Consider the following 18766-nt stretch of genomic DNA (forward strand, 5'->3'; position numbering starts at 1 on the left):
CAGGGCGGACCACTTCAGTGGGGGCGGATCAGCCGCCTGGCACCGGCAAGTCGCAGACGATCGCCAACATCATCGCGGCCGCGATCGCCGACGGGCGCAGCGTGCTGTTCGTGGCCGAGAAGATGGCCGCGCTTGAGGTGGTCAAGCGGCGCCTCGACCGTGCGGGGGTGGGCGATGCCTGCCTTGAGCTGCACTCCAACAAGGCTAATAAACGCGCGCTGCTCGACGAGCTGCGCCGCACATGGGAGCTCGGCGCGCCCCGATCCGGCACCGAGGCGAGTCTCATCGCCCGGTTAACCGAGGCGCGCGACGCGCTGAACGCCCATCCAGCGCGGCTCCATCAGCAGCACGCCCCCTCAGGCCTCACGCCGTACCAAGTTATCGGACACCTCACGCGTCTGCGCCAGGATGGCGAGCGCCCGACGGACCTCGAGCTGCCCGCGGCGCCATCCTGGGACGCGGACGGGGTGCGGCAGCGCGACGATCTGCTGACCGAGCTTGCCCAGCGCGTCGCCGACATCGGCCGGCCAGACGATCACCCCTGGCGCGGTGTGGGGCTTGAGGCGATCCTGCCGACCGATGTCGAGCGGCTGAAGCTCCGTCTTGCCGGCCTGCAGGTGGCCCTGGGGGCGGCACAGGCCGAGGCCGAAGCGGTCGGGGCTTCATTCGGCCGACCGGGGCTCGCGTCCCTCGGCGACCTCGAACTCGCCGCCGCGCTGGCCGAGCGCTTCGCCGGAGCGCCGACGATTCTTGGCGACGCAGCCCTCGGCTGCGAGGCGTGGGCCTCGCACCGGCTTGAGATCGCCGCGCTGCTCGAGCGTGGCAGCGCCTACGCCGCGCTCGTCGCCGAACTGTCCGGAGCAGTGCGGGCGGAGGCCTATGCGGTCGACGTCGCGGGCCTGCGCACCGGGCTCGAGACACTACCGAGAACCTTCCCGGCCGAGGGATTCGCTCGCGCGGCCGCGCTCGAGACGCAGGTCCCGCGTGTGCTGGCTGCTGCACGCGATCTGAGGGGGCGTCTCGGGTCCGCGGCTTCGGCCGAAACCCTGTGTGACGTTGAGCGCCTCGTGACCACCGCGCGGCGTGTCGCGGACGCCCCAGACGCGAGCCCCGAGGCCTTCGCCGCAACTGTGTGGGAGCGCGGGGTCGATCAGGCGGGGGACCTCGCTGAAGCGGCGGCCCGGCTGGCTCAGGCCAGCGCAGCGACCGCAGGCGTTTTGACCGAGGCTGCCTGGACGACGGAACTCGCGTCGGCGCGTCAAGTCCTGGCAGCAAAGGGCACGAGTTTCACCCGGTTCTTGTCGGGTGAGTGGCGCGCGGCCAACCGACTCGTGAAGACGGTCCTCGCGGCGCCGACCACCCCGCTGCCCGCGGTACTCGCCGCCCTGGACGCACTTCAGGCTGGCAAAGCAGCGATCACCCTCCTGCAAGCCGAGGATGCCTTCGGGCGGGCGGCCTTCGGCGACGACTGGCGGGCTGAGCGCTTCCGGCCGGAGCCACTACAGGCCCTCGTTGCCTGGATGCGCAGCCTGCGCGGCCTGGGCGCCGAACCGCGCCTGATCGCGAGCCGTCTACCCGATCGCGCCGATCTCGAGGCGCGGGCCTCCGCCCTCGCGCGGCTGTGCGAGGTGCTCGGTCCGCTCGCGTCCAGCCACTGGGCGGATCTCGGCGACGCGAATGAGGCGGCTTTCCCTAGCGTCGTGGCGGTCAATCAAGCGCCGCTCGCACGAATGGCCGATCGGGCGGGCGCCATCGCCTCTCTCGACGCGGGCTGTCGCGCGGTGATGATCGAGACGGACACGCCCGTACCACAGCGCCTCGCCGTGCTGGCGCGCCTGACCGCCGCACAGGAGGCCGGCGACGCGCTCGAAGCAGCCGACGCACTCGGCCGCACCGCGTTCGGTCTGGCTTGGCGCGGCTCTGACTCCGACTGGCCAACCCTCAGGTCCGCTGCAGAATGGATCACGGACAACGCCGATATTCGCGTGCAGTCCGCACGCGTCTCAGACCGGGTGGCGCTGGCCAAGCGAGCGGAGGCAGCGGCGGCTGAGGCCAGACGATTGACCGCTGGCCTCGACGCGCTCTTCGCGGATCTGAGGCTCGAGGTCGTTGCCCGGTTCACCCACTCCGGTGCAGGCACGATCCCAACAGAGACCTTACGCTCCGCTCTTGCGCGCTGGGGCACGGAGATCGAAGGCCTCTCGAAATGGGTAGCCTACCGCGAACGTGCCAACCGGGCCCGGGATCTTGGACTCGGAGAGTTGGTCGACCGGCTGGCGGACGGGCGTCTCGCACCGGACACCGCCCGGCCGGCTTTCGAGATGGCGTACTTCGAGGCGCTGTTTCGTGCACTCACCAAAGCCGACCCAGCGCTCGCGCGCTTCGACGGCGAACTGCACGGACGGCTGGCCACGCAGTTTGCCGACCTCGACCGGCAGCGCATCGCCCTGGCGAGCGTCGAGGTCGCCCGCGCCCACCACCGGCGTATCCCGAAGGTCGCGGGCGGACTCGGGCCGCTCGGCGTGCTCAGGGCCGAGATGGCGCGCAAGCGTGGCCACATGCCGATCCGCCAGCTCATGCAGCGCGCCGCCCCGGCGATCCAGGCGCTCAAGCCCGTCCTGATGATGAGCCCACTCTCGGTGGCTCAGCTCCTGCCGCCAGGGGTAATCGAGTTCGACCTCCTCGTGATGGACGAGGCGAGTCAGATCCAGCCGGTCGACGCGCTGGGTGCCATCGCTCGCGCCCGCCAAGTCGTTGTGGTCGGTGACGAGAAGCAGCTGCCGCCCACCCGCTTCTTCGCCAAAATGACTGGCGGGACGAACGACGAGGAGGACGACGGCACCGCGCAGGTTGCCGACGTCGAGAGCGTGCTCGGCCTGTTCACCGCGCGTGGCCTGCCGCAGCGTATGCTGCGCTGGCACTATCGCAGTCGGCACCAGTCCCTGATCGCCGTCTCGAACAGCCAATTCTACGAGAACAAGCTGTTCATCGTGCCGAGCCCCTACACCGGCGAGGCCGGGATGGGCCTGCGCTTCCACGCGGTGGCCGGCGGGGTGTTCGACAGCGGCAACACCGGCACCAACCCCGTCGAGGCGAAGGCAGTGGCCGAGGCCGTGCTTCGGCACGCGCTGACCCACCCGAACCTCAGTCTGGGCGTCGTGGCGTTCTCGGTTAAGCAGCGCCGCGCCATCCAAGACGAGGTCGAGCGTCTGCGCCGGCTCAATCCCGAGACGGAGCCCTTCTTCCAGGACCATCCGAGCGAGCCGTTCTTCGTCAAAAACCTTGAGAACGTGCAGGGCGATGAGCGCGACGTCGTGATGATCTCGGTGGGCTACGGGCGCAACGCGCAAGGTTACATGGCGATGCGGTTCGGGCCCTTGAGCGCGGAGGGGGGCGAGCGGCGTCTCAACGTTCTGATCAGCCGGGCGAAGCGCCGCTGCGAGGTCTACGCCTCGATCACCGATGAGGACATCGACCTCGAGCGCGCCAAGGGCAAAGGTGTGCTGGCCTTCAAGCTGTTTCTGCACTTCGCCCGCACAGGGCGGCTCGGCATCGCGCAGACGACAGGGCGCGACCACGACAGCGTGTTTGAGGCACAGGTCGCGCGCGCACTGCAGGCCCGCGGCTATCACGTCCACCCGCAGGTCGGTCTGGCGGGCTTCTTCATCGACCTCGCCATCGCCGATCCCGAGCGGCCCGGCCGCTACCTGATCTGCATCGAGTGCGATGGGGCGGCCTACCACGCCTCCCGATCGGCGCGCGACCGCGACCGGCTGCGCCAGGCCGTGCTCGAAGACCACGGCTGGATCATCCACCGGATCTGGAGCACCGACTGGTTCCAGCGCCCCGAGGAACAGCTCGAGCGGACAGTCGCGGCGATCGAGGCGGCCAAGGCCGAACTCGACGCGCGACTGGAGTTCGGCGGGGCCCGTGCGCGAGCCGTTCCGGTCGAGGTCGTGACGATCGAGCGGGCTGACGTCGTCGAGGTCGGCCTGAGCGAGCGCTCGGACGACCAGCCGAGCCGCCTCTACGTCGAGCTGGTGCCCAACGCCCCGCGCGGCCAGCCCGAACTGCATGAGACGCCGACAGGACTGCTCGCTGGCCTCGTCGAGCAGGTCGTGGCGGTCGAGGGCCCGGTGCACATCGATGAGGTGACCGCTCGCGTGCGTCAGGCCTGGGGCCTGCAGCGCAGCGGTCCGCGCATCCAGGCAGCGGTCGAGCGCGGTGCCGAGGCGGCTCGCGCGCGTGGGGGGATCGAGCGGGAGGGTTCGTTCCTCACACTGCCGGGTCAGACCGTGACCGTGCGCGACCGAAGCCTGGCCGGTTCGGGTACGCTGCGGCGGCCGGAGATGCTACCGCCGACCGAGCTGCGTGCAGCGATCCAGGAAGTCGTGACAGGGAGTTTCGGGGCGAGCCCCGAGGAGATCGTCCCGGCGGTCGCACGGATGCTGGGGTTCAAAGCGACGAGCGCTCAGCTGCGCGACGTCATCGGAGCGCAGATCGAAGGGCTGACGCAGGACTGCACGCTGACTGCGCAAGGATCGCTGCTGACAATGGCGAGCTTGTCGCCAGCGCCACAGGCGGTGTGAGCGCCGATGGTGGTCGGTAATAGGGAAGAGTTTGGAGTGGCGCGCGCCGCTGCACCCCCCTAGCTCCGGCAAGCTCCCCGCCGCCCGTAGCCGGCGTGGCGGCAGCCGACACGCTCGCTGACGTAGCAATTCGCGCCGTCGAGCTACTACTTCGCTGTGCGGTCGCAGTCGTGATCACGCAGACGACCTCGCGGCTGGACGGGCTGGCAGGTCGACGTCCACGACGCCAAGGGGCGCCGGGCGCTGCTGCGAGCGCTCACTGACGTGCGGGCGTGAGGGAGCTAGCAACGTGGCCATGAGGACGCGCTTCGTGGATCTACTTTCGCCGCCGTGAAGCAACGGCCGCTCGCCCAACAGATGGCTCCGGTCCTGCGAGCTGTAAAGTACCCCCGACCTGCCATGGGCAATCCACAACCACCCGGGAGCAATACTCCACCACGGGGCTCTCACAACACTCTAGCTTACTGCACCAAAAGGAATGCGCTGGTGGCGTCTGAGATGCGCCATGAGCGGACCTCCGACCGAAGACACTGGAATGGCCGCTTGAAGGCCAACTGCTGCCGTTAAGATCGAATGGTTGGTCCGGCGGCCACAACGTCCTCAGGTATCCACCTCGCATCGCGCCGGCACCCTCCCGTGCGCCGAGCGTCTCGCAGACCTTGGAAGCCGGGACGACCGCCCTCACCTTCGGCGCATGCATAGCGAGTACGACGTCATCATCGTGGGGGGAGGCGCCGCCGGCATCGGCGCGGCACGGCGGCTCGCGGCCAACGATGCATCGGCCTTGCTGCTGGAGGCGTCTTCACGTCTCGGAGGCCGTGCCTTCACGCAGGACCTCGGTGGGTATCCGCTCGACCTGGGCTGCGAATGGCTGCACTCGGGCGACCGCAACGCCTGGGTCGGCATCGCCGAGGCATCAGGCTTCCCGGTCAACCGCGGCGATCCGCCGTGGGCTCAGTCGCATCCCGGCATCGCCCGGACCGAGGACGACGAGCAGGCGGCCCGGAGGGCGTTCGGCGGTTGGGAGGAGCGGCTCCGCCCGGTCGCGCGTGGCAGCGACCGGGCAAGCGACGCCCTGGAGCCCGGCGGCGCCTGGAACGCTTATGTGCGGGCCATCGCCGGCTTCATGAGCGGGGTCGCACCCGAGCGCATCTCCGCCTCCGACTACCTGGCCTACGACGATGCCTCGACGGGCAAGAACTGGAACCTGCCGCTGGGCTACGGCACGCTCGTCGCCGCCAGCCTGCCCTCCTCGACGGACCTGCGCCTTGCGACCCCCGTCGAGCGGATCGACCTGACGACGGACGGCGTCGCCGTCTCGACGCGGGCCGGCACCGTCCGCGCCCGAGCCGCCATCCTCACGGTCTCGACCGCAGTCCTGGCCAGCGACGCGATCCGCCTGCCTCCCGGGACCGAGCCTTGGCGCGAGGCGGCCGTCGCCCTGCCGCTCGGCCGCAACGAGAAGGTCTTCCTTGAGATCGGGCGCGATGCCGCGTTCGAGGCGGACTCCCACGCCTACGGCAACCTGCGCGACGCGCGGTCCGCCGCCTACTCGATCCGGCCCAACGGATGGCCAGTCATCGAGGCGTTCCTCGGCGGAGATGGCGCCCGCATCTTGAAGGAGGAAGGGCCGGCCGCCGGGTTCGCTTTCGTGTCGGCCGAGCTGACCGGCCTGTTCGGCAGCGACGTGGCGTCGGCGGTCCGCCCGCTCGCGGCGACTTCCTGGAGCTGGATGGCGTCCATCGGCGGCGCCTATAGCTGTGCCCTCCCGGGCGAATCACAGGCTCGGGCGCGGTTGGCCCGGCCCTTCGAGGAGCGGCTCTTCTTCGCGGGGGAGGCGACGCACCCCCACGACTTCACGACGGCCCACGGAGCTCACGACAGCGGCCATAGGGCCGCCGACGAGGCCTTGGCGGCGCTTCGGCATCCCAGAGCATATCCGCTGCGACAACGGCCCTGAGATGATCTCGAAGGCGCTGCGCAAGTGGGTCACAAAGACCGGATCGCAGATCCAATATATCACCCCGGGCTCGCCGCGGGAGAACGGGTATTGCGAGAGCTTCAACGGCAAGCTTCGTGACGAGTGCCTACGCCAGGAGATCTTCTACTCGCTGAGAGAAGCACAGGCAGTAATTGGCCTATGGCAGAACACCTACAACCGTGTCCGGCCGCATTCGTCGCTGGGCTACCGGCCGCCCGCGCCTGTCAACTTCCCGGATCTGGCCTACCGGCTACCCATGGCCACTGCCTTGCAGTAGCCTCCCATCTGGCCCGGTCCAAAATACCGGTCAGGTCATGGTAGGGTCAGCAGATGCGGGGGGATCGGCATCAAGGCGGACCGGATCTCATTCGGCAACCTGATCCGCTATCGCGGCGTTCCGGGCACCCCGGTTGGCATGCCGATCTGGGAGTTTGTCGGTCGGGCGCGGAAGGCTTGATGTTCCCTTTGGACTACACCATCGAAGAGAGCGCCAACGGCCAGTTCATCGTGAGGGTCGGCAAGGACGTGGCAGGCCACGTGTCCAAAGATTCCGAGTACCCGGGCCTCTGGGTTCTAGAGGATGCCGACGGCCACCTCGTGGGTCGGCATCACGATCGAGAGGACGGCGCTGCGTTTCTGGCCCTGCGGTTTGCGGCAGAAGGCCAGGACCAGCAATAACCAACGACGAACGATCCGCCGCCGAAATGCGCGGCCTACTCCGGTTCGCGCAGGGCCTCGGCCTCGACGAAGCCACACAGCCTTGTGACTCGCGTTTAGCAGCGGCTTCGGCACCTAAGCAGCATGAGGCTTCTTGCGGAATATTTTCGAGCACAAGCTGAGCTCTGCCGCGAGATGGCAGATGCGCTATCCCGTCAGGACGCCCCGGTCATATCGAAGCTCCGCGACATGGCTGCCGAGTTCGACCACAACGCCGGTGCGCTTGAACGGTGGCTTGCAGAAGATGCCACGAGCGAACCCCTCCAAGGAGGTGCCCCGGGCCTTCATTGATCGCAGGCCGCGACGGCTGACGTCGGTGATGACGACCGCATGGCCGAAATCCGGAAGCGGTTGCTTGCGACGGTCATCTAACAGGTACAGCTATTAGTGGGAACAGAAATGCTCACGTTAAAGTTGTTTCTCACGGATTGCTGGCAATAGAGTTGCCGTGTAGCCCCCCGGCGCAGAGCATGCTCCTATGTATCCCCCAAACGAACCAAAACGTGTGACCGAGCAGGACCGTCGTGTTGGACAGCGCATCAAGATGCTGCGCAAGTCCAAGGGAATTTCGCAGACTGCGCTCGGCAGGGCCATCGGCGTGACGTTCCAGCAGATCCAGAAGTACGAGAATGGCGTGAACCGAGTCGGCTCCAGCCGCCTGAGCGAGGTTGGGCGGGCACTTGAGGTACCGGTCTCGACCTTCTTCGAGGAGGGAGGCGGCCTAGTCGAGCAGGACCAACAAGAAGTGTTCGAGCTCCTCCGCGTCCGCGGCGCCGTCGATATGCTGAACGCCTTCATCACGATCGAGGATGCCCGGCTACGCCGCGAGGTCCTCGCCATCGTTCAAAGCGCGGCCCGCATGGAACAGGATCAAGGCACCTGAGCCAGCGGAGCCACGAGTTAACGGCCCCGGCGAACGCCGAGAGGACGGAGATCCCCTCAGCTCGGGTCACGAAGCCATGCGAGGTGAACCGATACGACCGCATGGCCGAGGTGCGGAAGCGGATGCTCGCGGCCGTGCGGTAGCTCAGGCCAATGGCGCGCTCGAAGCAGGCGTCCTCAGTGGCTGGGCGGTTCGGACGCGAAGACTGCTCGTCGCCACAACCACTTATGGCAAACGGTTCCCGCCCGTCGATGCCCACCAAGCAGTGGAGAAGCTGGTAACAATTTGTGAACCCACGCTCGGTTCTCGGGAACGCGCGAGTCGTTTATGGTTTCGTAATGCGAGGGCGCGACCCTCGTATGGCTCAGCTTGTGACGCGGTGGAATTCTGTCAGCCGTAGCCGCAGCCTTCGGGAAGGCAGCGGAGATTGTAGGGTTTCTGACAGGCCCTACCAAGCCGAGAAATGGTGGGCGCTCCTACCCAGGGGCGCCCGCCTACCTCAATTCATCAGCGGTGATGACAGAGAAGCGGCCATTTAGCCTGGCGCTGCTTAACTTTCTTTGGGTTCGTATGATGGTAGGTAGAGATCCACAGTTCTCCCGGTCCGACACGCTTAAGGGCCAGGATGTACGGGCGCCCTGTGACGCAGCTATTATATACTACCGATAAGCATTCCGGCCTTTTTGGATCCCGATAATACTGACCTTTCTCTACTGCAAAAGTAAGAAGCATCATATCATCACCGCCTATGTCGTCGTGGCTGTCGAATATGTGCCTCGCTTCTCTCCACCCGAGATTGACAATTCCCGGAAAGCAATTGATCTTAGTTGCTACTTCACGGGGCACCGATCCAATGTGCAAGACTTTTCTCTGTCCGGCGATCAGCTGAAGCAACTGACTCAATTCAACTGACATCTATGACGCAGGCCCGCGGTGAGTATCCGCTTTTGTAGGGGCCGCTCGCCTAGGTCGGTTGTGCAGCTTCTACGGATGGAGATCCAACACTAGCGCTTGCGGCAGGGGAGGCAATCCCGAGACTCCAGCGCGTCCAGATGCCAGACACGGAAAAACCCCGCCGTGGCTGAGCCGGGCGGGGCAAGTATGGATCGATGTGAAACACCCGCTGGAGGGCGGGCATGAGGTAGACGGGTGGCGGTGGGTGGATAGTCCGCCTCAGCTCGGCGACGACCCTCCAATCGGGAGCACCCCGGTCCGCCACCAATCCCCAATGTAGGGCCGCATGCGCTCGATCGCCGAGCCAATGTCCGGCCTGGTGGCGCGCACGAAAAACCCCGCCGCGGTCGGGGGCAACCGGGCAGGGTTCTTCGAAGGTAACGACGGAGAGTCGTCACAAGTGGAACGAGGCGCACCGTAAATTGTTCAGGCTTGGTCCGACACCGGACCGTTCTCAGACACGAAAAAACTTTGCTGCGGCTGAGCCGGACGGGGTACGCGACTTATGTAGTTCGCGTGGACGCTTCGGACCGACCCCTGTTGTCGTTGGTAGCCGGAGACTCGATCGCAACCTGCGTTCGGCCATCCTTGCGCTGTGATCGCCGGATCGCTTCGGCTGTGCGGAATGAGCGTCTCTCAATCCAGGCTTCGTGACGGCGTCGCAGCACCCGCCCTTGATTTCTTTGCTCTAGGCTCATGAAGTCCGCCGTTCACGTGTCGGGATAGGAGACCTAGACAGTGACGCCGTCGGCGCGGAGTTGTGCCGTCATTTGATCAACCGGCGTCTCAAATAGTAGCCCAAGCGTCTCAGGCTCGCGGACTGAAGTCTGCACGGGGTAAGAAAATCCCCGCGCCGGCGGCCCGGGCGGGGCAAGGTAGGAGTTGATACCCGCTGGAGGGCAGGCATGATGTAGACGGGTGGCGGCGGGCGGATAGTCCGCCACGTCACCTCGGCACCGAGCCGCCGTCCCATATCTCCCCCGTCCGCCACCAATCCCCAATGTAGGGACGCGTCCGTTCAACCGCTGGGCCGATGTCCGGCCGGGCGAGTAGTGGGCACTTGCCCACTCCGTCTCGCGGTGTGCCAGTACGTCGGTCGCAGACTTTTGCGTTCTAGACGCTTCGCTTCAGCAGGCTGCAAAACGCCGCAGCCACGCCCTGCGCCGAACGTTACGGAGATGGCATGCCAGATCTTGCGCAGAACAAGCTAACCGTGATCGCCTTCTATGAGCTGATGTTCAACGCGTGTCACCCGCGCGACGCCATCGAGCTTTATGCCGGCGACGACTATATCCAACACAACCCGCATGTCGCGAGCGGCAAAGACGGCTTCATCACCTATTTCGAGCGCATGGCCCGTGAATGGCCGGGCAAGCGGGTCGAGGTGAAGCGGGCAATCGCCGAGGGCGATCTGGTTGTACTGCACTGCCTCCAGCACTGGCCGGGAGACCACGATTACGCGGCTATCGACATCTTTCGACTCGATGAGAGAGGCCGGATCGTGGAGCATTGGGACGTGCTGCAGATCCTGCCCGAGGCCTCGGCCAACTCGAACGGGATGTTCTAGATCCCGCCTGCGCTACCAATGGGCTGGGAGCGGCCCCCGCATCGATGCTTGATCGTTCCTCCTTTGGCTCATGCTCTACACAAGGTGCCCTCATCACCTCGTCCGGCGTCTCCCGCGCGAACGTCGTGATCGGCCCGATGGTGATCTCTGACCGCGCGTGCGGCCGGTCACCCTTGGTTTCTACCTTCAAGCCAGCCATGTCCCCGGTATGGCTTACCGAATCGAATTCCGAAAAGATGGCGTCGTGTCCGGCGAGATCCACGACCTTGAAGACCGCGAGACGGCGAAGCTCGTCGCCGTCGAGCAGATGGCGCGCTTCGATGCCGAGATAGCCATCGTGATCGACGTGGATGGCCGCGGGGTTGAGGTCGCATCCATAACCCGAGAGGCCATGGCCTGGGACGACGAGCAGACACCTGGACCGTTATGAGCCGCGGTCGGCTTCACGGCTTCCGCTCGAATTGGAACTTCACTGCTAATTATTGGCTCAGTGCCGGGGCCGCCCGAGATATAGCTGATACCCGAATTTTCGACCTCAACGCCACATCGTCGGCCAATCCGTGGGTTCGATTGACAGTGAGAGATTCGAACTCACGGAGGCCTTTGGCGCTCGTCAGCTGCCGGCCGCTCAGACGAGTCACTAGACCGCAACACCTCCACCATTCTTGTGAAGTGGGGCGCCGTCCTCTCCAAAACCGTCAAGGTTTGGCTATCAGGCTGATCCGGTCACCTCGTGGTTGATTGCCGTCATGCTGTCCGTCTCCCGCGCCGTCGTGTCCAAGCATCGTGAGATTTCCGCGCTGCTTGCAAACTATGCCATGTTCCTCAGCCGCATGCTGGTTCTGGCCTGGGCCGCGGCATAGGCCCGATGGTCGAATTTGACGGGGTTTCTGACGTGGCAAACCGAGCGCAACGCCCGCAGTCACGGACGGCCTTGGTCGCCTCTGTCGCCTTTGCCATCATTCTCGCCGCAGCCGCTACGGTCGGCTGGCGCTGGTACCACTACGTCACTGCCGGAGCCTCACCCTACGATGAGGTCGGGATCGAAGTGAACCGAAGGCTGCCTGAGTCCCTGCGCGACTGGGGCTGCGCACGTATCAAGGAGCGATTTCCGCGGGCAGTACCGCCCTACGGATGTCAGCCGGGGCAGGTCTGAGGCTTCGACACTTCGGCATCTTCCTCGTGAGCGTCTGCCGCAGGTTCTCTGCGATCTGCAGAGCCCTCGCCGTGGCTGCGCCGGCCTCTTCTTTGAACTCGGCATTTTCGGCCGACGTGCGCCTGTGGGTAGTTTGCCGAGGCTCTGCCTCGACCCATCGGGCTGCCACCATGCGTTCGATTTCCGCGAGCGTCGTGTAGACGCGCCCGCCGATCCTCGCATGCCCCAGATCGCCGCGCGTGGCGGCGTTCCGCAGTGAAAGCCTCGACATCGAGCCGTCAGGGAAGGCGATGCGGGCGGCCACGTCGAGCGATAGCGGCGTCGCGTCGGTGATCCCCGAACGGTCTGGGATGCGAACGCCCCGCCTCATCCGAGCCTCCCGTCCCGGCATGCTGACGGCGATTTCGGCGAGCACCTGATCGGATGACAAGGTGCCGCCGGTCGCCTACGCAGAAGCGTAGCCATTGGCCTGCGATCCCCTGCCATGCCGATCCGGCGCGAGCATCGGTTCTTCTATCCGATTGATTGGCCGCAGCTCTCCGCGGTGATCCGCTTCGGCCGCGCCAAGGGTCGGTGTGAGGCGTGCGCGTGTCCGCATGGCCGCGTGGTGTTCTGCCTCGGAGACGGGCGGTGGTGGGACGACGAAGCGGCTTCCTGGCGCTACGGTGCCGGCGGGCTCGTCTGCATCGAGGTCGGCGCGGCCGATGTGCTCGGCGAGATTTGGACGACGTGGGTTGTGCTCGCCACCGGCCACCGGAACCACGACACGGCCGACAACAGCTCGGCGAACCTCGCGGCGTGGTGCCAGCGCTGCCACATGCTGCACGACGGGCCGGAGCATCGGCGGCGGCGGTGGCTGACTCTGTTCCGGCGGAAGGCGCTCGGCGACCTGTTCCGCGGCCCCTACGGGTAGCTGGGCACGCCAGCCGGACACGAAAGGGGTGAACGCGGCGGCGGGTCGGCAGAATCGAGGCTTGCCGACGGCCGGCTTCGATCTTCAGAACTCACCCGCCATACCGGCGCGCACACCTTGCTGATTGGCTTGGCTGTAGCTGTATCCGGCCGTCACCGCGATCGGGTTTGCCGTGTCGAGCCGATGCGCGAGACCGATGCCACCGGCCCACTCTCCTCGGAACGTTGCGCCGTTGACCGTCCAGCTGGTCCGCCCAGGCTGTGAAGGCATTGAGGCTGAAGTCATTGCCATGGCCGCCGCGACGCCCTGGCGTGCCTCGCGCCGTGTCGCCGTGGCGTATTGGCCAAGGCCGCTGATCTGTGCTCCCAAATTTTCGACTTGGGTCGCCAGTCCAGCGATCTGACCCGGCCCGTAGCCCGAGGTGGCCAAGTTGCCGGAGGCATCCGCCGTCACGAATGTGGTGAGGCCGGTCTGCGCCGCCCGGCTTTGGGATGAACCGACGCCTGCCAAGGTGTAGCTGCTGCGTTGGGAGCCGATAGCAATCTGGTTGGCGCGCGTCGTCGTCACGCCGGCGCCGATGGCGACGGCGTTATCCTGCTTCGCCACGGCACCCCGTCCCAAAGCCACCGCGTCGATGCCCCCGGCGCTGGCGCTGACACCGAGGACGGTGGTGCCCGCGGCACCGGCGTTGGACGAGCGGCCGATCGCCGTGCTGTTCTCACCCGTGGCGGCGGCGAAGGCGCCGAAGGCCGAGGCCTCGTTCCCGCCCGCGAGGGTCATGTAGCCGACAGCCGTGGTCGGGTCGGCGATGGCCCGTGCGCCGTAACCGATGGCTGTCGACCCATCCCATGTCGCCTGGGAGTCCGTGCCGATGGCCGTCGTCGCGGCAGCCATCGCTTGGCTTCCCTGACCGAACGCGGTGCTATCCATGCCGCTCGCGACGCTACTCGCCCCGACCGCCGTGGTCCGGTCCCCTATGGCCGTGCTGTCGTGGCCGATGCTGGTCGTGCCAGAACCCTGCGAGGTTGTCATGGACCCGACGGCGACGCTCGCGATCCCCACGGCCGCGGCGCCGTAGCCGCTGGCATAGGCGTCGGACCCCGAAGCGACCGGCTTGGCAGCACTGCGGGTGTTGTTGGCCCGCACTGGGAAGTCCTGCATCTTCGCGTCGATGGCCTGAGCGGTCGTATTGAGCTGGCCGAGATTGACGGCGTCGCCGGCCGCCTTGCCGTTGGCCACGCCGCTCACTTGGCGCGGTCCCTCCAGGCCGGCCAGATTGACGACCGTACCGGCGGCCTGGGCCGCGACCGTGACGGTGCCGCCCGTGCCCGTGGGCTGCAGGGTGACCTGCCCTCCGGCCGAACCGACCTGCAGCGCGGCGACCTGCTGCGTCACCGCGCGAATGTCGGTGGCATTGCGGGCCAGAGCCGTGTCGACCGCGCTCAGCGCGCTACCGACGTCAGCGAATGTACTGCCGCGGATGCTGTAGCTCGGCGCAGTCCAGCCTCCGACGGCATCGAAGCGCGCGCCGCCGCCCAGCAGGGCCGCCATCTGACTGTTGGCGGCAAAGATCTGCCCACCGTTGACGGCCTCGGTCGAACCGCTGCTCAAATTGCCTGTGGCGACGTTGACGATGCGCCGCTCGGCTCCGATACGCCCGATCGAGATCGTGTCGGCCTGATCCGCGATCGAGCCGTTGCCGATCGCGACAGCACGGGTCGCCGTTGCCGTGGCGCCATGCCCGAGGGCCAGCGCGTCACGGCCCGTCACGGACGGCGCGGTCAGACCGGCTGGATTGCTCGTGGCCAGCGGCAGATCGGTGATGCGCGCGCCGACATTCGTCATCGCTGCGTTCAACTGAGCCAAATTGACTGCATCGCTGTCAGCGGTGCCGGAGGCCAAGCCGGTCAGCTTGCGGCTGCCCTGCTTGCCGGTCAGATCGACGAAGGTGCCGCCCGTGTGCCCCGCCACGGTGATATGGCCGCCGGCAGCGTTCTGTTGCACGAGACCGATGCTGCCGTCGTCCAGGCTGCCGCGCAGGGCCGTCAGCGACGTCGAGAGCGAGGCCACCTCCCGGTTCGTGCTGTGGAGCTGCCCGCCATTGACCGCATCCGTCGAGCCGGCGGCCACCGTGCCGCCGGCCACGTTCACGACGCGCCGCTCAGCCCCTACGCTGCCGACCGATACCGTGTCGGCCTGGGTCGCAACCGATCCCGCGCCGAGGGCGACCGAGCGAGACGCCCGCGCCGATGCGCCGGAACCGAGGGCGGCTGCGTCGCCTCCGGTGGCCGAGGCGGCGGGCAAGCCGGCCGCGTTGCTGAAAGCTACGGCAGGGGAACTGCCGACGCTGAGGTTGGTCAAGGCCGCGCTGAGCTGCCCGACATTGACGGCATCGTTGGCGTTGAGGCCGGTGGCGACCCCCGTCACGCGGCGGTCCCCGGCGCTCCCGGTCAGGCTCAAGACCGTGCCGTTCGTGGCGGCCCCCACGCTCAGGGTCCGGCTCGCCGGATCCTGCTGCACGAGGCCAATCGTGCCGCCCGCTAGTCCCGCGTGGAGGCTCGTCAGGCCGGCTCCGGCGGCCGTGATCGCCGTTGTGTTCGTGCCGACCTGTCCCTGAAGGCCGGCGACGGCCGTGCTGGTGCCCTGGCTCACGGTCTGCAGAGCGCTGATGTCGGCTGCGTTGAGGCCGGCGCGAAGGTCCAACGCGCCGATGGCGCCCGCCACTGTGCTGAAACCCGCCCCTCCGACCGTGAAGGCCGGTCCCGTGAACGTTCCGATGCCCGCGTCGAAGGCGGCACCTCCACCCAAGCTGTTGCCGAGGCTGGTGAGCCCCCCTTGCACCCCCGCGATGCGGCCATTCGCGGCGCCCAGAGCCTCGTTGGTGGCGTGCAATTGCCGACCCGCCACGGCATCACTTGAGGTGGCCGAGAGCGCCGCGTCACCCACGTTGACGATGCGGCGCGTCGCACCAGCCGCTCCGACGGAGACCGTGTCGGCCTGATCGGCTACCGAGCCGGCGCCGAGGGCGACACTGCGCGCGCCCATGACTTGCGAGCCGTAGCCAAGGCTGAGCCCATCGCTGCCGGTCGCGAGCGGCAGGGCGCGGCCCGAGAGGTTGTTGCTGGCAATCGCCGTCGAGCCGGCGCCGCCGATGCCCGCGACGATGGTGTTGAGCTGGGCCAGATTGACCGCGTCGTTGGCGCCGATCGCGGCTGCCACGCCCGTCAGCCGCCGATCTGCGTTGCGGCTCGCGAGGCTGACGAGGCTGCCGCCCGTATCGCCACCGATCGTGACGGGCGCAGCGCTCCCACTCTGCTGGACGAGACCGATGGTGCCGTTGGCCAGACCCGTCTGCAGGCTGGCGAGACTGCCCGCGGTGCTGGCAAGGCCACTCGTGTTCGCGGCCGTCTGACCCTGGACCGTGATCAGGCCCGCGGTAGTGCTGGCGATCTCATCGGCGTGGGCACCGACTTGGCCGCGGAGGCCGGTGAGGGCGGCGGTGTTGCTCGCGACGATCTGGTTCGTCGCGGCAAGCTGGCCGCCGTTGACGGCATCGGCAGACCCGGCAGAGAGCCTACCAGCGGCAATCCCCGTGACCTGTCGGGGACCTGCGGTGCCGGCAAGGCTGATCAAGCTTCCATCGGTCGCGCTGCCGACGGAGAGGTCGCGGCTGATCGCGTCCTGCTGGACCAGACCGATTGCTCCGTTCTGAACGGCGGAGCGCAAACTCATGAGTTCGCCCGTCGTGCTTGTGAGCGACGCCTCGGTCGAGCCGACCTGCCCCTGCAAGCTGCTCAGCGAAGCAGTGAGGCCGCTGGCTGTGGTCGTCAGCTGGCCCTGCACATTCGCGATCGCGGTGATGTTGCCCGCAACCGTCTGATTCACGGCGTGGAGCTGCGATCCGTTGACGGCTTCGGTCGAACTCGCATTCACGGAGCCCGATGCAACACCGCTGAGATGACGAGCACCGAGGGTACCGGCGAGGCTCACGCGTGTCCCGTCCGTGGCCGCCCCCACAGTCAGGGTCCGGCCGGTCGGATCCTGGCCGACAAGGCCGAGCGCGCCGCTGCCGACGAGGGTCTGCAGGGTGGCGAGGTTGGTCGTGTTCGACGCGACCTGCTGATTGGTGCTGTAGAGCTGCGCGCCGTTGACGGCATCCGTCGAGCCGCCCGCGATCAATCCCGGTGACAGGCCGCGGATGCCGACGGCCCCGAGGGTGCCGCCCTTGCTAAGATCGATCGCATTCGTTGCCGCGCCGCTGCTGCCCGGCACATACTGCACCGAAAGCGTGTCGAGAGCGCCGAGGGCACCTCCGACTGACGCGTACGGGGTGCCGCCGACGCTGTAGCTCGGCGCTTGATAGGCGCCCGTAACGGCATCGAAACCGGCACCGCCACCCAATGAGGCTGCGAGATACTGACTGGAGCCGCGCAGCTGACCGAGATTGACCGCGTCATTGCTGTCCACCGCGGCACGCACGCCGCTCAACCGACGGTCACCGGCAGATCCGGCGATGCTCATCACGGCGCCGTCCGTCCCCTTCCCGATCGTCAGCGTGCGAGAGACGGCATCCTGCTGGACAAGGTGGGGCAGGCTCGCGACGTGATCTTGCAGGGTCTGAAGGCCGGCAGCCGTGGATGTAAGCGCCGTCGTGTTGCTCGTGAGTCGAAGATCGAGTGCACCGAGAGCCCCGCCGACGTCCCTAAAGGTGCTGCCCTGAACGGTGAAGCTTGGGGCCGTAAACAGGCCGGTGGTGGCATCAAACCTGGCGCCGCCTCCGAGCCCGCTAGCGAGGTTGTTTCCAGCGGCCGCGAGCTGACGAAGGTTGACGGCATCGGTAGGCCTAGTTCCGCCGGCCACGTTAACGATTTGCCGCTCGGCGCCTGCATCGCCGACCGACACCGCGCCATGGGTCGAGGCGACGCCCGCTCCGCTGAAGCTCTCTATGGCGCCGGCAAGCCCCGACCGCGTGGCGACTGATCCGCTTCCGAGGGCAACGGCACTGGACGCGCTGGCCGTACTTCTCGCGCCGAGCGCGATGCCATCGTCGGCGACGACGCTGCTGCGTAGACCGAGGGCGAGCGCCTGATTGGCCGCCGCACTCGCGCTCGACCCCAGCGAGAGCGCGTTGACTTTGCCCACCGCGGTGACGGCACCATTGCCGAGGGCAATGGACGAGATATCGCCCGCGCTCGCGGCCGTTTCGGTGACGCTGCCAAGGCCGGTGATGTGACCTCCTCCGATCGACAAGCCCTTGCCCGCATCGAGGGTCAGACTTGAGGCGCTAAGATTGCAGTTGCCCGGGCTGTTCACACTGACGAGATGACCGTTTGCGTCGAGAACACCCACGCGCAAGGTGATGTCTGAGAGAGGCGTGATGATTCCTTGGTTGATGTCGCCAACCAAGCCCGTGAGCGTTGATGTTAATCCGCCCACCAGAGGAAACGATGATGTGACCGGCGTCGGCCCGGCAAGATGAGGCAACTGAACGCCAAGTCCAGCGCAGACATTGACGAGATTGGCCGACTGCGCCTGAGCATCGCTTGCACAAAATAAAGCTGATAGGCTCGATGATGATAGGATTGAAAGCAATAAGCGGTGCTTAGGGGCGGGCATCGATAGAGACTTCGACGCTTTTCGATTTTGGGCTCGCAAACGAAAGCTTATCATTGCCTGGCTCTAAAAACCGTTAGCGTCCCAATTCAAGCCGCGCATTCTTAACAACGGTTTAACATCAGAAGTTGAAGAGGCATAACGCTACAAATTTCCGATGACGTGCAAGATTGCAACGATACAATTGCTAATTTCTGCGCTGTCGAGCCAAGACTCTGAAATTTTCAGGAGGCGGCGAAAGGCCACCTACCTCTGAGACAATGATTGTCTATCTGCTCAATAGGCTCTGACGATTTATTTATACAGCTATCTTCATGATTGATTGCGAGGGTTCGGAATTTGATGAATTGAAAATCAAATTAATAAATTTCGTTCAAGATATCGATATGTGCC

General features: G+C 66.4%; 9 protein-coding genes and 1 pseudogene. 8 read left to right on the forward strand and 2 right to left on the reverse strand.

What is annotated here, in order from left to right; translation table 11 throughout:
• The first annotated feature begins 101 nt into the window (after positions 1 to 101).
• The 7 genes and pseudogenes from MSPGM_RS21960 (at position 102) to MSPGM_RS21990 (ending at position 11121) form a co-directional block, all read left to right on the forward strand.
• Positions 102 to 4589: a DUF3320 domain-containing protein gene (locus MSPGM_RS21960; RefSeq protein ID WP_261925913.1), complete on the forward strand. Its 4488-nt coding sequence runs from the start codon at positions 102 to 104 to the stop codon at positions 4587 to 4589.
• 694 nt (positions 4590 to 5283) lie between these two features.
• Positions 5284 to 6549: a flavin monoamine oxidase family protein gene (locus MSPGM_RS21965; protein ID WP_261925914.1), complete on the forward strand. Its 1266-nt coding sequence runs from the start codon at positions 5284 to 5286 to the stop codon at positions 6547 to 6549.
• A pseudogene (locus tag MSPGM_RS21970) lies at positions 6512 to 6847 on the forward strand (integrase core domain-containing protein); the annotation flags it as partial. The gene MSPGM_RS21965 and the pseudogene MSPGM_RS21970, both read left to right, overlap by 38 nt.
• 179 nt (positions 6848 to 7026) lie before the next feature.
• Entirely contained in the window at positions 7027 to 7248 is a 222-nt protein-coding gene (locus MSPGM_RS21975; protein WP_261925915.1) for a hypothetical protein, read from the forward strand.
• 517 nt (positions 7249 to 7765) lie between these two features.
• Positions 7766 to 8170 (forward strand): helix-turn-helix domain-containing protein, encoded by a 405-nt coding sequence (locus tag MSPGM_RS21980; RefSeq protein ID WP_261925916.1) that lies wholly within the window; start codon positions 7766 to 7768, stop codon positions 8168 to 8170.
• A 2137-nt stretch (positions 8171 to 10307) separates the two neighbouring features.
• A complete protein-coding gene (locus tag MSPGM_RS21985; RefSeq protein WP_261925917.1) occupies positions 10308 to 10691 on the forward strand; it encodes a nuclear transport factor 2 family protein in 384 nt (127 codons plus the stop codon).
• 157 nt (positions 10692 to 10848) lie between these two features.
• A complete protein-coding gene (locus MSPGM_RS21990) occupies positions 10849 to 11121 on the forward strand; it encodes a hypothetical protein (RefSeq protein WP_261925918.1) in 273 nt (90 codons plus the stop codon).
• Between the two features lie 667 nt (positions 11122 to 11788).
• Here the strand turns inward: MSPGM_RS21990 and MSPGM_RS22000 are convergent.
• On the reverse strand, positions 11789 to 12277 hold the full coding sequence (locus tag MSPGM_RS22000; protein ID WP_261926427.1) for a hypothetical protein: 489 nt from the start codon (positions 12275 to 12277) through the stop codon (positions 11789 to 11791).
• Between the two features lie 54 nt (positions 12278 to 12331).
• Here MSPGM_RS22000 and MSPGM_RS22005 point away from each other — a divergent pair, with 54 nt between their 5' ends.
• A complete protein-coding gene (locus MSPGM_RS22005; RefSeq protein WP_261925919.1) occupies positions 12332 to 12760 on the forward strand; it encodes a hypothetical protein in 429 nt (142 codons plus the stop codon).
• An 84-nt stretch (positions 12761 to 12844) separates the two neighbouring features.
• Here the strand turns inward: MSPGM_RS22005 and MSPGM_RS22010 are convergent, their stop codons facing one another.
• Complete coding sequence (locus MSPGM_RS22010) at positions 12845 to 18166, reverse strand: beta strand repeat-containing protein (RefSeq protein WP_261925920.1); 5322 nt, start codon at positions 18164 to 18166, stop codon at positions 12845 to 12847.
• Positions 18167 to 18766 lie beyond the last annotated feature (600 nt).

Origin of the sequence: Methylorubrum sp. GM97 (assembly GCF_024347855.1) — a bacterium.
Classification (GTDB): Bacteria; Pseudomonadota; Alphaproteobacteria; order Rhizobiales; family Beijerinckiaceae; genus Methylobacterium; species Methylobacterium extorquens.

Bases quoted from the DNA above. Each gene is read 5' to 3' on its own strand.
- MSPGM_RS21965 (WP_261925914.1), top strand. From the start codon at position 5,284: ATGCATAGCGAGTACGACGTCATCATCGTGGGGGGAGGCGCCGCCGGC.
- MSPGM_RS21975 (WP_261925915.1), top strand. From the start codon at position 7,027: ATGTTCCCTTTGGACTACACCATCGAAGAGAGCGCCAACGGCCAGTTC.
- MSPGM_RS21980 (WP_261925916.1), top strand. From the start codon at position 7,766: ATGTATCCCCCAAACGAACCAAAACGTGTGACCGAGCAGGACCGTCGT.
- MSPGM_RS21985 (WP_261925917.1), top strand. From the start codon at position 10,308: ATGCCAGATCTTGCGCAGAACAAGCTAACCGTGATCGCCTTCTATGAG.
- MSPGM_RS22005 (WP_261925919.1), top strand. From the start codon at position 12,332: ATGCCGATCCGGCGCGAGCATCGGTTCTTCTATCCGATTGATTGGCCG.